We start from the raw sequence: 14,302 nt of genomic DNA on the forward strand, positions 1-14,302 counted from the left end.
AGTCAGAGGGACTGTCCGATGTACCACGACGCGATCTGGCTCCGCGAGACGAACCCGAGGCGCGTCATGATGTTCTCGACGTGGCTCTCGACGGTGCGCACGGAGATGACCAGCGCCGCTGCAATCTGTGGGCTGGTCATCCCTTTCGATATCAAGGCTGCGATCTCTCGCTGCCGACTCGTGAGCACAGGTGGTTCGTCCTCGGGAACCGAATCGGCGACCTGTTCCGCCAAGGCGTAGGCGATGAATCCCGTCGGGGATCGCTTTGCTCCCGCCCGTAGAGCGGTCGACAGCGCCCGGGGCGTCATGGACTGCTCCAGCTGACCGCGACAGGCGGAGTGATAGCCGGTGAGTGTCGGCCCGAACGCCATCAATTCCGTGCCCGTGCGTCGCCAAAGGCTTCGAGATCCGCCGATCAGCTGCGCCGCTCGCTCGAACCGACCGGTCGATCCCGCTATCCAGGCGAGAAGCTCGGTCATCAAGGCGGTGCCCAATGACGGATCGAAGTCGCGGTGATCGCGTAGCGCGTCGATCGCGGCCGCGTTCGCTGCGGTGAAGTGGCCCTGAATCCAGTGGTCGAGTCCCTGGCACCACTTCAGGTAAGAGCGCGCCCATCGTTCATTGCGCTGTTGGGACACGGTCAGCGCCGACGTGCTGACGGCCAGCGCGTCCGCGCTGCGGCCGCCGAGGGACAGCACGACGGCGTATTCGAAGGACGCCATCAGCCATTCGGCGGTCTCACCGACGGCAGCCAGCTCTCGCAGTGCGACCTCGAACCGACTCTCGGCCTCGGCAAGGTCGCCGCGAAGCTGTGCGGCGAGTCCCCGGAGGCCGAGGCAGTGGGCCGCCGCGTCAGCGAGGTGAAGTCGCGACGCCACCGCTTCGCACTCGTCGAGGCGCTGTGCAGCCGCTGTGTGGTCGCCTTGGAGAAGGCTCACCCTGGCTGCGACCCAGAGCGCCGTGGCCCGGGCGGGCGTGGGCGCTCGGTCGACGTCGGGTGCGTCGAGTGCTTCGTCCGCCCATCTGCGACCCTCGGCGATATATCCATCGGCGTACCAGCGGTACCGCAGTCCGGCGACCAGCTCGAGCTGATAGTCGTCGCCCGGGGAGGCGGTGTCGAACGCGGCATTGAGATTTTCCCGCTCGACGCGCATCCATTTGGCCGAGGCTGCTTGGTCGGGCCCACACCAGGAACGTTCCAGGTTCTCGACCACGTCGAGAAAGTACTGACGATGGCGGCTGCGGAATTCCTCCGAGCCGCCGGTCAATGCGAGTATGTCCGCGCCGTACGCCCGGATGGTTTCCAGCATCCGAAAGCGCATCGACGATTCCTGGCCCTCGACGACCAGGATGGACTGATTGACAAGGGAACTCAAGAGATCAAGCGTGGTTGTCGCCTGGTGGCCGCCGTCCTCGGGGTACCCGTCGCCGCACACACCCTCGGCCGACGTCAGGTCGAAACTGCCCGCGAAAACGGATAGGCGCGCCCACAGATGACGTTCCGGTTCGGTGCAGAGTGCAAAACTCCAATCTACGAGCGAGCGGAGAGTCTGTTGACGCGGCGCGGCCGACCGACTACCGGTAGTGAGCAGCCCGAATCTGTCCGTGAGACGTTCCAGAATCTGGTCGAGCGAAAGAATGCGCATTCGGGCGACCGCGAGTTCGATCGCCAGCGGAATTCCCTCGAGTTGAATGCACAAACGCGCCGCCGCAGCAGCGTTGTTCTCGTCGAGGACGAAACCGGGACAGGCGGCCTCTGCGCGTTCCTGGAGCAGTCGGATCGACTCGAACTGCGGCAAGGATTCGACGCTGACCGGCGCCGCGTCGACGGGAACGGTGAGCGGAGGTACCGGATAAAGGAATTCTTCTGTCACGGACAGCGACGTGCGCGTGGTGACAAGAACTCGCGTCGAGGGCGAGTGTCGCAGCATTTCGCTGATCAGTGCGACGGCCCCTGGGAGTACGTGTTCGCAATTGTCCAGGATGAGCAGTATCTCGCGGTCGCGAAGATAGTCGATGAGTTTCGAAGTGGTGTCACGATTCGACTGGTCCACAATTCCCAGTGCGTGGACGACTGCGGCCGACACGTCGCCTCCGTGCGATACGGACGCCAATTCGACAAAGTAGACGCCGTTTGCGAATAGGTGATTCATCTCGTCGGCGACTTGCAACGCCAATCGGGTCTTGCCGACCCCTCCCGGCCCGGTCAAACTCACCAGCCGTCCCGCCGCCAGACGGTCGCGGATCTCTTTTCGCTGCTGACGCCGACCGATGAAGCTGGTTGCGGTGGAGGGTACGTTGCCGCTGCGAGTTCTCGCCTTTGACACGACACCTCCACCTTGCCACAGTCGTATTGAAAGTATCGTAACCCTGGCGGTGATACGTCTGTAGGCCGAAACCGGTCGAAGACGGTCTTCAGGGACCGTTCTCCACGTCCTTCGCTTCCTTCTGGTTCTGCAACGGGTGTGATAGAAGATAGGCACGGATTCGTCGCGTGGCGATCCGTTAACCGCGAGGGCGATCCACATTGCGCGAGAGTTTTTCCGGCACCGAATCCAGCGGCGAGCAGCCGGAGCGTCACCCAGGACATCGTGACTGGGATGCGTTGTCCCATGCAGTGTCCGACGCGTATTTCCCGCACGAGCTCACGCCTCTCGAAGCCCCTTGTCCCGCTACAGCTCCTGGGGTCTCGGCTCTGCATCTCGGACCGCTGCGCATCGTCCGAATCAATTGGGGTGCTGATGTTGCCGTTCACAGTCAGCATCCCGGCGCGATCGGGATCAACATTCCGCTTCGCGGAGAGCTCGAGACCCGAATCCGAGGGCGACTCGTCGTGTCCACCCAGGGCTTCGCCACGGTCAACCCCGCCGATACGCCAGCTGATATCACACGTTGGCCCCGTGCCTGCACGATTCTCGGCGTCAAGATCGATCGGGACTTCGTCCAACGCGAGTTGTGGCGGGTGACGGCCCGAGCCGACGCGGAAATCCCCGATCAGATCGATCTGCGCAGGCCCGCCGCCGCCAGCTGGTTTCGACTGCTGACCAGCATCGCCGATCAGCCCGTCGATGACACACTATTGACCAATCCGAATGTGGCACAGGGACTGGCGGTATCACTCACAGATGGATTCCTGCTCGCTGTCGTCCCGAACGAGACCGAGGATCGCTACGCCGTTCGGCCCCGGATCGTCACGCGTGTCATCGATGCCATCCACGCTGAGCCCGACCGTCTGTGGACCGCATCGGAGATGGCTGACGTTGCCGGGGTCAGTGTGCGGCGCCTGCAGGAGGGCTTCCGCCTTCACCTCGGTAAGACTCCCCGCGAATGCCTGACCGAGATCCGTCTCGCCGGCGTTCGGTCCGAACTCGACTCAGGCTCGGCCTGTTCGGTAGCCGACGTTGCGCTGAAGTGGGGCTTCACTCATTTCGGCCGGTTCGCCGCCGCGTTCCGGCAGCGCTACGGCGTGCCGCCATCTTCGCTACTGCATTGACCCGGCACGCACGGCCAGTCGAAGAGCTGGTTCGGCCACTCCCGTGAATGGCCCACGAATTCAGTGTCCAAGTGGCCCACGTGGCGTCTCACCAACGTACTAGCCTCGAAGGATGCTGGATGCTTGAACCGTCAAGGTTCTAGATCTCGTGAGTCACGGCGTCGTCGATTCACCCTTGGACGCATTGCGATGCACGACGCAACCGGCGATCACCATACATCCCAGCGCGACAGCACAGGGGCCAACCGTCGCTGCGACGATCCGTCCTGCGATCGCTACGAAACGAGGATTCCATGCAAGCGGTCATCACCCGTGATCAGAAATCCGGTGTCAGCGGACTGTCGGTGGCGGAAGTTCCGTACCCTCATGCGGCAGAGAACGACGTCATCGTGCGCGTGCACGCCGCGAGCTTCACTCCCGGTGAACTCGACTGGCCCGGCACCTGGACCGACCGTGCGGGGCGCGACCGCACACCGGCCATTCCCGGACACGAAGTCTCCGGAGTCGTCGCGGAATTGGGTTATGGCACCACAGGTTTAACTGTCGGTCAGCGCGTCTTCGGAGTCACCGACTGGGCCCGCAACGGTACGCTCGCCGAGTACGTCGCGGTCGAGGCCCGCAACCTGGCGCCGCTGTCGGGCGGCATCGGTCACACCGTGGCCGCCTCTGTTCCGATCTCCGGGCTCACTGCCTGGCAGGCGTTGTTCGACCACGGGCGACTCGCCGCCGGGCAGACCGCACTGATCCATGGTGCCGCCGGCGCGGTCGGTTCGATGGCAGTGCAGCTGGCGCTCGAGGCCGGCGCTCGGGTCATCGGCACCGGACGTGCACGACACGGCGACACGGTTCTCGGCCTCGGCGCCCACTCATTCGTGGATGTGGATCGACACCGGATCGAAGATCTCGACGAGGTCGATCTGGTACTCGATGTCATCGGCGGCGAAACGCTCGACCGCTCAGCGAACCTGGTGCGTCCCGGTGGTGTCCTCGTCACCATTGCGGAGCCCGCTCGGGTTGTGCCCGAGCACGGACGGGCGATATTCTTCGTCGTCGAACCCAACCGTTCGTGCCTGATGCGCATCGAACGCCGGATCCGGGATGGCCGCCTGCGGCCACCTGCGGTCACCGTGCTGCCTCTCTCTGACGCCGTCGCGGCCTTCGATCCCAAGCACCGAGTGGGTAAGCCGGTGATCCAGTTGGCGACAGATGATCTGGGCAGCAACGGAACAACGGCAAGCACGCGGTTGACGGAACCTGGCCATCGTTTCGCCGATCTGCCCGCCTGATCGAGACCGCTGCAAGGGATTAGGGGAACCATGTCAGAATCGAACATGCAGCCGACCGTGCAATCGGCCGTGAGACAGAAGAAGACGCACCCGTCGCGGCATCCGGAACCGGGGCGATCGCGACACCCAGAATTGGCCTTTCCTGGTGTGCTGCTCGGTGCAACTTTCGTGGTCGGCATATTCGGAGCCCTTGCGATCATGTTGTCGGCTGCCGCTTCCCTCATGAAGGGAGAATTCGGACAAACCTACAGCGAATTGTTCGTCTCGGCCGGCGAAAACGACATACTCGCGCGCATTTCATGGGCACTTGGGGACATGACGGAACCCCAGTCCTATGCATCAGGAATCACGTCGATCGGATTGCTGTGTGGTGCAACAATTGCCTGGTTGGCGTGGAGGGCTCGCAAGCGGTGGGCAGGGATGCCGACGGCGTATGGCACCGGACTGTGGCCCTGGGTGCTGGGGTCGTCGATGTTGAGCCTGACACTGTCCAATCTCCTATTCGGAGGGATGCTGGATCAGGGATGGCAACCCACCTTCGTTCCGTTCGTATCCGTTCCGGCGTTACTCGTTCTCGTCTACGGCCGAGGGTGGGCAGTGCTCGTCACCGGCGCCGTCTCGGGTGCCGTCACCACCACACCGGTAGCGATTCTGTTGATTCAATTCGTCAGCAGCCCGCTCGAGCTGCCAGGTGTAGTCGCAATCACCGCCTCGATGTCACTGAGCGCGGCGGTGACGTTCACCGTCAGCCGCTATCTGCCGTGGATGCAACTCCCGGCCGCCCTCACGCCTGACGCGGATCATCAGCAGCCTCTACCGACGGTCGTGGGAGCACCCGGTGTTGTGAAGGATGCATTCTGGACTGTCCGCCGCGTTCTCGTCGACTTCACCGAGGCGCAGTTCTGTGCGAACGAGTGGGCCAGCTTGGGTGTAATCCTCGGGGTATGTGTGGCTTTCATATTGAACCCGCTGCTCCCGGCGTTCGGCACGGAGCTACTGCCCCAGATTCTGTTTTCCCAAGCTCTCGCGTCGGCACTCGGCGTCGTGATGTGGCACCGGCGCTACCGGGGTGGAGGTTGGGCCCCGACGTTCATCCCGGTGGTTTCGGTGGCACCGGCTTCGGTCATCGCCTTCGACGGGAGTGCGTTATCCATCGTGGTGGGCGCGGCAGGCGGCGCCCTACTGGGCCCCGTCTTCGCCATGCCGATCATGAGCCGGCTACCGAAGGACTTCCATCCCTTTATCGGGGTCACGGTCTCGATCGCGATCACCAGCGCGATCGTCGTCACTGCAATCCGACTGCTGTCCGGTGGCTGACCTGAACCAGCTTGCCTTCACCCGTGCCGAGTGACTCGCAATGCGCGTACCTCGCTCGCTGGGACGTGGTCCCCGGGTCCAAAGCTCCCTCGTCCCGACCAGATGTGTGAAACTTCCATGAACTCTCGCGAATACCGCCGGTGGCGTCAGAGGCGTCGTGCCGCGTGGATCGATGCGAACCGCAAACGCAACCATCCTGACCCCGAGGCGGAGCGCCTTATCGAATTCGCCATGATGTGGGCACCTTTCGGTGGTGCGACCGAGGAGGACATCCTCGTGCGCTTCGGAATGACAGGGCGCCGCTTCGTCGAGCGATTGTGGCAGGTCATGCCCGAAGCGGACTGCGCCCAGGACGACGTTCACATCTTGGCGAGCGTATACCCGCACCACAGCCGCACGGGTGCGTCGGGCAGCTGACCGTCCTACCGGCCCACCTGTGCGATGCGATGCCGGCGTGTGACGTGCCCTTGTCCGAGCGGATTCTCGACCAGGCGGGGGCGTACGTCTTCGCGCGGGCCTGCGCTGCTAGGTCGGTGCGACGGCGATCCCGGGCCACAAGGTCGCGGCGACCTTCTCGGCGAGGTCTTCTCGATCATTGTCGCCGCGGAGAAAGGCTGCGTAGTAGCTGCCGAAGCACAAGGTGGCGACGGTGTGGGGATCGATATCCTCGCGTACTTCGCCCCGGCTGCGTAGATCGGTCAGCACGCCTTCGACCAAATTCACCCGCGGTTCCACGGCATGTTCCCGCACGATCTCGAGTAGCTCGGGCGTTCGTAGGGCCTCGCCCATGAAGTTGCCCATGAGAATCATCGCGTCGGGGTTGAAGTAGCTTGGGTCGACCCGCCGGATCGCCTCGGTGAACGCTTCGAACGGCCGCAACTTCCCGAGCTCCAGATTCGGATAGGCCGCACGTTGGGCGCGGAATCCGAAGTCGAGGGCGTCGACGACGAGTTCGAACTTTCCCGGCCACCGTCGATAGAGAGTGGGACGGGTGACGCCGGCATCCGATGCGATATCGCCCAATGTCATTTTCGAATACCCGTCGACGACGAGTCGTCGGCGGGTGGCCTCGATGATGGCGTCGTCCAGGTTCGGATCGCGTGGACGGCCCCCACGCGCGTTATCGGTTTCTGCACTTTCGTGCGGGTCGGTTATGACTTTCTTGCCCGCCATGGCCGCACTCTCCATCCGCTGTTCCATTACGCATCATAGTTGTAACGCAGGGTACCGCGTGGTTCGCGGGTGTGAGCCGCCGGAGTCGCCGAGTCGCGTGTTTCGTTACACATCTTGACTGTAACGTAACTACGTCATAGTGTGGCAGTAGCCACAGAAGTGGCGTGAGTCCCATTCAGGAGTGCGTCATGAATCCCAGTCAGGCTCTGATCGATCGCAGTGTCCCGTTTCTCGACGAGGTCAAGAATCGGACCGCCGGCGGCGAGTTGGAAGGGTGGCTCAACACGAACTACGGCCCGGGGACCGAGCTGTACGACGACCTTGCCCGAATGATCACCGAAGGCGTCAACGACGGGTGGGCGGCGAACGTGGAGCTCGACGGACCGAAGTATCGCCGCAGCCGTATCGCCTCGCCGAGCGAGGAGCTCCAGTACTTCAGCATCACCGCGGTCTACATGAACAGCATCTCCCGGTACCGGGGCCAGTATCACCAGCACCCCTACGGTGAACTGAACCTTGTGGTACCCCTCGATCCCGGTGCCGAGTTGGCAGGCCCACGCGGATGGTGCGGCGCAGGCTGGACCGCGCCCGGACCGGGTAGCCATCATTACCCCGAGGTGCGAGGGGGTGCATTGATCGCCCTGTTCTATCTGCCGGCCGGTCGGATCTCCTACGACATCACGCCCGCCGTCACCGCCTGATCGAGGAAGGGGCGCAGGTTCCATGAATGATGTGACCACCACCGCGCCGGAAGCGCCTGGGGCGGCACGCCGGGTGTATGAAGACATGACTGTCGAGCAGGCGCTGCTGAGCAGACGAAGTGTTCGTGCCTTCCTTCCGAGGCCGGTGCCGCGCCACGATGTCGAACGCCTACTCGCATTGGCAGCGCGATCTGCCAGCAATTCCAATTGTCAGCCGTGGCAGGTTCATGTCGTAACCGGTTCGGTGAAGACGCGCCTGACATCCGCGCTGCTCGCCGCCCACGACTCCGAAGGGCGTGTCAGCGTGCGGGAGTACAACTACCAACCCGCGCCGGACGAATGGGCGGAGCCGTTTCGCACTCGTCGTCGTCGATTCGGTGAGGGTCTGTACGGCAATGCCTTGGGCATCGCGGCATCCGACTCTGCGGCCAGGCTGGCGCACCATCGGCGCAACTACGACTTCTTCGGTGCGCCCGTCGGCATCATTCTGACGGTCAGCCGGCATCCGCTCGACGGTGCCCTCGTGGACGCGGGCCTGTTTCTCCAAGCCTTGATGCTCGCCGCCCGCGGCGCGGGACTCGACACCTGCCCCCAGGCGGCATTCATCGACTTCTACCCGGTTCTGCGTGACTGCCTCGACATCCCCGAGGATCAGCTGATCGTGTGTGGACTTGCGCTGGGGCATGCAGACCGCGAGCATCGGCTGGACGAACACAGCACCACCCGCGAAGCTGTCGCCTCCTTCGCGACGTTCTACGGCGACGTCCCATAGGAATTCGCGCACGGCACGTGGAGTGGTTCTCCGTGAAAATGGCTTCAGCCCCCACGGGATTCGCGGGGGCTGAAGCCATAGTCCGGGAGCGTCTTACGCCACCGTCTCGATCTGCGACGGTCGATAGAATAGGAGAAGTTGGGTGACGCCGGCGAGGATTCCGAGCCCGGCCGCAAGGGCGAGGCCCGCCCACCCCGCGGCCGGGTTGCCGCCGAAGAGCATCTGATCGATGCTGATCCGTCCTGCGCCGAGCATGGCAACGCACACGGACGTTGTGGCAATGACGAAGGTGTATTCCCACCCCGACGTCATTACATAAAAGCCCTTCGTGCGGTGCACGGTCCAGGCGGCCACTAACATCAGCGCCACAAACGCTGCCGCCGCGACGGAGGTGAAGAGTCCCACCGCCAACGCGAGGCCTGCGGTGATCTCGGTCCCGGCGGCCACCCGTGCATGCAGGTAGCCCGGACGCATGCCCAAGCTTTCGAACCACGTGGCATTACCTGAAAGCCGGCCGGCGAGAAATATCTTGTGGTACCCGTGGGCGGCCATCGTGAGACCGAGGCCGACACGCAGCAGCAACATGGCGAAATCGAATGCACTCATTGCCGTCACCGTTCGGAAATCGCTCGAGTCAAGTGTCTTTCGGGTGGGCAGGCCACCCTTGTCGGCGAGAAACAGTGTTGCCCGAGTGCCGCCTCGGCGACTGAACCGTTTGTGCTCATTGTTCTCCTTTGAAGGTGTTGGGTAGATCGCCCGCGGCGTTCGAGGGCGCGTGATCGGATTACGAGCCCGTCCGGTCCGGCGACTGGTGTGTGCGCCGCTCGAGTCGGGGCGGCGCACTTCGCCGGACGATTTCTGGTACGTCGGCAGTCGAACCGTACGGCGCGATTGCATTACAGTCAATCTGTGTAACGCAATAGAACCGGGCTGGGATCAGGACTCGAGGCTGGTCGAGCGCTGAGCAAACACCGCCCAGGCGACCATTTAGATTACAGCTATTGACTGTAACTAAATGCACTCTTATGGTCTTCATCACCGGCTTCGATGCACCGGGCCTCCCCTGCAGGCTTCGCGACGCGTGACGAAGACCGGCCCGAAGCACCATCAACTCGCACCTGAGCGAAAGTGAAGTCGCACATGGCCTCTGAACTCTCGAGTTCGCATACATCCGTCACCGAGATAAGCGTCGATGAACTCATCGACGGTCGGCCCGTGGGCCGCTTCCATTACCTTCTCCTCGCACTCGCCGGCGCGGTCATGTTCCTCGACGGCTTCGACACTCAGGCGATCAGTTTTGTCGCTCCTGCGATCGCTCGCGAGTGGGGTCTACCGGTTTCCTCCCTGGGGCCAATCTTTTCCGCGGCCATCGTCGGCCTGATGGTCGGATACCTGTGCCTAGCTCCGCTGGCCCAACGGTCCGGGCAGCGACGCGCGGTCATCGCCTGCACCGCGACATTCGGAATCTTGACCCTCCTGTGCGCGATCGCAGAATCACCGCTTCAGCTGATCGCACTGCGATTCCTCACCGGAGCTGGACTCGGCGCCGCCATTCCCAGCCTCGTCGGTCTGGTCGGTGAGTTCGCACCGGCGCGGCGCCGCTCGTCCTTCGTGATGTTCATCTACTGCTGGTACGCCTTCGGATTCGTCGCAGCCGGTGTCGTTTCCGGATTGGTCATCCCGCAGTGGGGTTGGCGCGCGATGTTCATCGTCGGGGGCGCCGTACCTGTGGTGGTGTTGATGTTCCTGCTGCGGTACTTCCCGGAATCCCCCAGATACCTGCTACAACGCGGTGCCGGTGACCGCGCCCACGCCACGTTGCGCCGCCTCGATCCTGGCCTGCCCTCCGATGCCATCGTCCTGGCAGACGCACCAGGCTTCAGCCGCCCCGCAGCAACCTCGCAGGAGAAGATCTCGGTGGTTCTCGACCTCCTACGAGGCCGGTGGTTGCTGAACACCCTTCTGCTGTGGATTGCCTTCGGTGCAAACCTGGCAGCGTTCTATGCCATTCAGAGCTGGCTTCCTACAATCGTTGGCTCCCTGGGTGAATCGTCACGCGTCGTCATCGCAACCACCGTTCTCACGACGGTGGGTGGCATCGCGGCCGCTGTCCTCATCGGCCCGGCGATGGACCGGATCAGCCCATTTCGCACCCTCGGGGTGGTCTATCTCGTCGGTGCCGTATTTGTGGCCTTGCTCGGATGGGTGCTCGGCGGCGCGAGCACCGGGGTGCTCCTGGTTGACGCCTTCCTCACGGGGACTTGCGTCACCGGAGGTCAGATGAGCGTGATCGCCTTGGCGGCTGTTCTGTATCCGACCGACATGCGCCCGACCGGAGTGGGGTGGGCACTCGGAATCGGCCGACTCGGCGGGATCGCAGCCCCCCTGATCGTCGGTTCCGCGCTGGGTGCCGGTATCGCGCCCCGCGAGGTCTTCTTCGCGTTGGCGATCATCCTCGTCGTCGCGGGCCTCTGCGTGCTTGCCCTCGAACGGCGTGTGCGAACTCAGCGTCACACGGCGAGCTGACCTACCCCGCGTCGACGCGGCGCGCGGTGCCGAAGCGGCGTTGGTAGGCGGCCGGCGACATCGACAATTCCCGCACGAAGACTCTTCGGAGGCTCTCGTAGCTGGGGAATCCGGCGAGTGATGCTGCCTGCGTTGCGTTGTGTCCCTGGTCGAGCATCGCCTTTGCCAAGTCGAATCGGACCAGCTCGACATACCGGGCAGGTGTGGTGGACAACTCGGTGCGGAAGAGTCGCGTGAGATGGCGAGGGCTCACGTTGAGGTGCCTGGCGAGTTCGGTGAGGGAGTGGTTTCCGGCGGGGTCCGCCGTCACCAGATCCACAATTCGGCGAAGGGCCGGAGTTCGCGGAGGTGGGCCTTGGAGTGGAGCCGAGAACTGCGATTGTCCGCCCGCGCGCTGCAAATAGACCACCAGGCGTCGGGCGACGTCGCGCGTAAGATCGGGGCCATGGTCTTCCTCGACCAGCGCCAGCGCGAGGTCGAGGCCGGCGCTCACGCCCGCGGACGTGTACGTCGTGCCGTCGCGAACATAAATCGAGTCGGGTTCGACGTGGGTCGTCGGGTGCCGGGCGGCAAGTTCGTGTGCGACTTTCCAGTGCGTGGTCGCGCGCTTGCCCTCCAGGAGACCGGCCGCGCCGAGGATGAACGCCCCTGTGCAAATGGAGCCGACCCGAGCAGCTCGCTTCGCCAGCGTGCCCGTGGCCTCGACGAGGTCACGGGCGACGGCGGTTCGCGGGTAGATGTCGCCGCCGGCCACGAGGAAGGTGTCGGGGGCCGGCTCCGATTCTGCATCGCCGCCAACGGAAAGTGTGATTCCGATGGACGATGCAACATCGGCACCCGTCGGCGACAACAGCACGATCTGGTAATCGGCGCCGCACCGATTGGCCTCCGCGAACACCTCGGCGGGGCCTGCGACGTCGAGCAGCTTCACCCCGTCATAGACCAGGATCGCGACCCGATGCGGATGGGGGCTCGTCTCCACGCGCTCACCTCCTGTCCGGATTCGGGTGACTCATGGCCGGACCGAGGCAGCGGTGAATGCGCGACACACGGCACCGTAGAGGAACGGACACACCGTCCGTTCTACAACATCGAAACCCGAAAGTGCAGGGCCATGACGGAGATCATTGCGGGAGTAGAGATACCCGAGACCGAGGCGGCAGCCGAAGCCACTCGCGTCATCCGGGAAACGACGAACCCCCTGCTGTTCCATCATTCGCGGCGCGTCTTCCTCTTCAGCACGCTCCAAGCTCGCGAACTCGGTTTGCAGCCCGACCCCGAGCTTCTCTACGTCTCTGCCCTCTTCCACGATTCCGGTCTGCTCACCCCCTACTCGGCCGTCGAGCAGCGGTTCGAGCTCGATGGAGCAGATCATGCACGTAAGTTCCTTCTCGATCGCGGTTTCTCCGACGCCGCCGCCGAGGTGGTCTGGACGGCTATAGCGCTGCACACCACGCCCGGGATTCCCGGCCGGATGGGGGACGAAGTCGCCGCCACCAACTTCGGTGTCCTCACCGATGTGCTCGGGCTGGGGCTGGACCGACTGTCCGCGGACCAGGTGGAGGAGATCACCGCTGCCCATCCGCGAGGCGACTTCAAGAACGAATTTCTGCAGGCCTTCGTCGACGGGCTCAGCCACCGGCCGGACACGACCTACGGCACCGTCAACGCCGACGTACTCGAGCACTTCGTTCCCGGCTTCCGCCGCACGAGCATGGTTGATCGCATCACGGGGTCGGCCTGGCCTACCTGAAGCACCCGAACACCATTCGATCTCGTCTACAACCATCGGCCCGTCCCCCTATCAACTTGGAGAGAAGACAATGAGCAGCGTGAATCTCGGTAAGCAACACCCGTCCGTGTACCAGAGTCTGATGAAGCTGGACGCCGAAGTGAGGGCCGCCCTGGGTGCGGCGGAAGTGGACCCGCTCCTGGTGGAGTTGGTGAAGATCCGCGTCTCTCAACTGAACGGCTGCGCGTTCTGCCTTCGCATGCACACCCGCGACTCGCTGGCCAAGGGAGAGAAGGCGGATCGACTCGCGGTCCTCGCGGCGTGGTGGGAGTCGCAGTACTTCACCGATCAGGAGCGCGCGGCGCTCGCCCTCGTCGAACAGGTCACCTCCCTCGCCGTTCCGGAACGGCGAACCTGGGATGACGGCTCCCTCGACGACGCACAGGTGTCCGCCATCAGCTGGCTCGCGACCGTGATGAACGCCTGGAACCGGGTTGCGATCACCAGCCACTACCCGGTTGCGCCGTAAGCAATGGTTCGGTGAGCTGATGTCGTCGGGCACGACGACTCGCGGATCGCTGCAACCCGTCCCGCCGATTGTCTGAGGAGAGAAAGAATGGCCGAAACCATTGCAGGAGTGACAATTCCAGATACCGGGGTTGTCAGGGAGGCAACCGAATTGGTCCGTGACGTCGCCTCGCCACTGCTGTTCAATCATTCCCGCCGCGTTTACCTGTTCGGTATGTTGCAGGGGCAACAGCGGGGGCTTGTTCCGGATCCGGAACTCTTGTATGTGGGAGCGATGTTTCATGATCTCGGGCTGACGGAGCAGTACCGCCGGACCGATCAGAGGTTCGAGATCGACGGGGCTGAGGAAGCTGCGCGATTCCTTGCCTCCCATGGTCTTCCCGACGACGCGATACGGCGGGTGTGGACCTCGATCGCCCTCCATACCACGCCCGGGGTTCCCGAGTTCATGGAACCCGAGGTAGCGCTGGTCACTGCAGGCGTGGAGACCGATGTTCTCGGGATCGGCTACCACGACCTCGAACAGAGCGTGATCGATGCGGTCACCGATGCGCATCCGCGGCCTGACTTCAAGCGGCGAATTCTGTTCGCGTTCACGGAGGGATTCAAGGATCGTCCCAGCACGACCTTCGGTACCGTCAACGCCGACGTTCTGAGCCACTTTCTTCCGGGCTTCGTCCGCGACGACTTCGTGAAGATCATCGAATCGAACGCTTGGCCGGAGTGAGAACTCGTGCCTGGCCGAGCGTAGGCGGTTTGTGAGATGCGAATCGC

14 protein-coding genes are annotated in these 14,302 nt (G+C 63.6%); 10 read left to right on the forward strand and 4 right to left on the reverse strand.

The genetic code is table 11. The features are described 5' to 3' along the window. Nucleotides 1-2: 2 nt before the first annotated feature. A complete protein-coding gene (locus ACFTWF_RS38810; protein ID WP_378466387.1) occupies nt 3-2,327 on the reverse strand; it encodes an ATP-binding protein in 2,325 nt (774 codons plus the stop codon). A 290-nt stretch (nt 2,328-2,617) separates the two neighbouring features. Here ACFTWF_RS38810 and ACFTWF_RS38815 point away from each other — a divergent pair, with 290 nt between their 5' ends. The 4 genes from ACFTWF_RS38815 to ACFTWF_RS38830 all read left to right on the forward strand — a co-directional run bounded on the left by ACFTWF_RS38815 (nt 2,618) and on the right by ACFTWF_RS38830 (nt 6,513). Next, nucleotides 2,618-3,493 (forward strand): AraC family transcriptional regulator, encoded by an 876-nt coding sequence (locus ACFTWF_RS38815; protein ID WP_378466460.1) that lies wholly within the window; start codon nt 2,618-2,620, stop codon nt 3,491-3,493. A gap of 293 nt (nt 3,494-3,786) precedes the next feature. Then, entirely contained in the window at nt 3,787-4,779 is a 993-nt protein-coding gene (locus tag ACFTWF_RS38820) for an NADP-dependent oxidoreductase (protein ID WP_378466388.1), read from the forward strand. A gap of 45 nt (nt 4,780-4,824) precedes the next feature. Then, nucleotides 4,825-6,096: a hypothetical protein gene (locus ACFTWF_RS38825; protein ID WP_378466389.1), complete on the forward strand. Its 1,272-nt coding sequence runs from the start codon at nt 4,825-4,827 to the stop codon at nt 6,094-6,096. A gap of 117 nt (nt 6,097-6,213) precedes the next feature. Then, complete coding sequence (locus tag ACFTWF_RS38830; protein WP_378466390.1) at nt 6,214-6,513, forward strand: hypothetical protein; 300 nt, start codon at nt 6,214-6,216, stop codon at nt 6,511-6,513. Between the two features lie 108 nt (nt 6,514-6,621). Here ACFTWF_RS38830 and ACFTWF_RS38835 read toward each other — a convergent pair whose 3' ends face one another. Further along, the gene (locus tag ACFTWF_RS38835) at nt 6,622-7,296 is read right to left on the reverse strand and encodes a TetR/AcrR family transcriptional regulator (protein WP_378466391.1); all 675 of its coding nucleotides are present in this window, start codon (nt 7,294-7,296) and stop codon (nt 6,622-6,624) included. A gap of 161 nt (nt 7,297-7,457) precedes the next feature. Here ACFTWF_RS38835 and ACFTWF_RS38840 point away from each other — a divergent pair, with 161 nt between their 5' ends. Both ACFTWF_RS38840 and ACFTWF_RS38845 read left to right on the forward strand, forming a co-directional pair. Continuing rightward, nucleotides 7,458-7,970, forward strand: a complete 513-nt coding sequence (locus ACFTWF_RS38840) for a DUF4863 family protein (RefSeq protein WP_378466392.1) — start codon at nt 7,458-7,460, stop codon at nt 7,968-7,970. An 85-nt stretch (nt 7,971-8,055) separates the two neighbouring features. Continuing rightward, nucleotides 8,056-8,742, forward strand: coding sequence for a nitroreductase (locus tag ACFTWF_RS38845; protein ID WP_378466393.1), 687 nt, complete (start codon nt 8,056-8,058; stop codon nt 8,740-8,742). A 93-nt stretch (nt 8,743-8,835) separates the two neighbouring features. Here the strand turns inward: ACFTWF_RS38845 and ACFTWF_RS38850 are convergent, their stop codons facing one another. Then, entirely contained in the window at nt 8,836-9,348 is a 513-nt protein-coding gene (locus ACFTWF_RS38850) for a DoxX family protein (RefSeq protein WP_378466394.1), read from the reverse strand. A 534-nt stretch (nt 9,349-9,882) separates the two neighbouring features. On the opposite strand from ACFTWF_RS38850, the gene ACFTWF_RS38855 reads away from it, so the two are divergent. Further along, complete coding sequence (locus ACFTWF_RS38855) at nt 9,883-11,268, forward strand: MFS transporter (protein WP_378466395.1); 1,386 nt, start codon at nt 9,883-9,885, stop codon at nt 11,266-11,268. Between the two features lies 1 nt (nt 11,269). Here the strand turns inward: ACFTWF_RS38855 and ACFTWF_RS38860 are convergent, their stop codons facing one another. Further along, nucleotides 11,270-12,250 carry a GlxA family transcriptional regulator gene (locus ACFTWF_RS38860; protein WP_378466396.1) on the reverse strand — a complete coding sequence of 327 codons (981 nt, stop codon included), beginning with the start codon at nt 12,248-12,250 and terminating at the stop codon, nt 11,270-11,272. Between the two features lie 132 nt (nt 12,251-12,382). Here ACFTWF_RS38860 and ACFTWF_RS38865 point away from each other — a divergent pair, with 132 nt between their 5' ends. From ACFTWF_RS38865 to ACFTWF_RS38875, 3 genes are all read left to right on the forward strand, one after another. Then, a complete protein-coding gene (locus ACFTWF_RS38865; protein ID WP_378466397.1) occupies nt 12,383-13,021 on the forward strand; it encodes an HD domain-containing protein in 639 nt (212 codons plus the stop codon). A gap of 70 nt (nt 13,022-13,091) precedes the next feature. After that, nucleotides 13,092-13,529, forward strand: coding sequence for a carboxymuconolactone decarboxylase family protein (locus ACFTWF_RS38870; protein WP_378466398.1), 438 nt, complete (start codon nt 13,092-13,094; stop codon nt 13,527-13,529). Between the two features lie 87 nt (nt 13,530-13,616). Then, a complete protein-coding gene (locus tag ACFTWF_RS38875) occupies nt 13,617-14,255 on the forward strand; it encodes an HD domain-containing protein (RefSeq protein WP_378466399.1) in 639 nt (212 codons plus the stop codon). Nucleotides 14,256-14,302 lie beyond the last annotated feature (47 nt).

Source organism: Rhodococcus sp. NPDC056960 (assembly GCF_042674125.1).
Lineage (GTDB): Bacteria > Actinomycetota > Actinomycetes > Mycobacteriales > Mycobacteriaceae > Rhodococcus_F.

Excerpts from the sequence above, each read along its gene's own strand:
- ACFTWF_RS38830 (WP_378466390.1), top strand. The coding sequence starts at position 6,214 with ATGAACTCTCGCGAATACCGCCGGTGGCGTCAGAGGCGTCGTGCCGCG.
- ACFTWF_RS38820 (WP_378466388.1), top strand. The coding sequence starts at position 3,787 with ATGCAAGCGGTCATCACCCGTGATCAGAAATCCGGTGTCAGCGGACTG.
- ACFTWF_RS38850 (WP_378466394.1), bottom strand. The coding sequence starts at position 9,348 with ATGAGTGCATTCGATTTCGCCATGTTGCTGCTGCGTGTCGGCCTCGGT.
- ACFTWF_RS38825 (WP_378466389.1), top strand. The coding sequence starts at position 4,825 with ATGCAGCCGACCGTGCAATCGGCCGTGAGACAGAAGAAGACGCACCCG.
- ACFTWF_RS38835 (WP_378466391.1), bottom strand. The coding sequence starts at position 7,296 with ATGGAACAGCGGATGGAGAGTGCGGCCATGGCGGGCAAGAAAGTCATA.
- ACFTWF_RS38870 (WP_378466398.1), top strand. The coding sequence starts at position 13,092 with ATGAGCAGCGTGAATCTCGGTAAGCAACACCCGTCCGTGTACCAGAGT.
- ACFTWF_RS38865 (WP_378466397.1), top strand. The coding sequence starts at position 12,383 with ATGACGGAGATCATTGCGGGAGTAGAGATACCCGAGACCGAGGCGGCA.
- ACFTWF_RS38840 (WP_378466392.1), top strand. The coding sequence starts at position 7,458 with ATGAATCCCAGTCAGGCTCTGATCGATCGCAGTGTCCCGTTTCTCGAC.
- ACFTWF_RS38855 (WP_378466395.1), top strand. The coding sequence starts at position 9,883 with ATGGCCTCTGAACTCTCGAGTTCGCATACATCCGTCACCGAGATAAGC.
- ACFTWF_RS38875 (WP_378466399.1), top strand. The coding sequence starts at position 13,617 with ATGGCCGAAACCATTGCAGGAGTGACAATTCCAGATACCGGGGTTGTC.
- ACFTWF_RS38845 (WP_378466393.1), top strand. The coding sequence starts at position 8,056 with ATGACTGTCGAGCAGGCGCTGCTGAGCAGACGAAGTGTTCGTGCCTTC.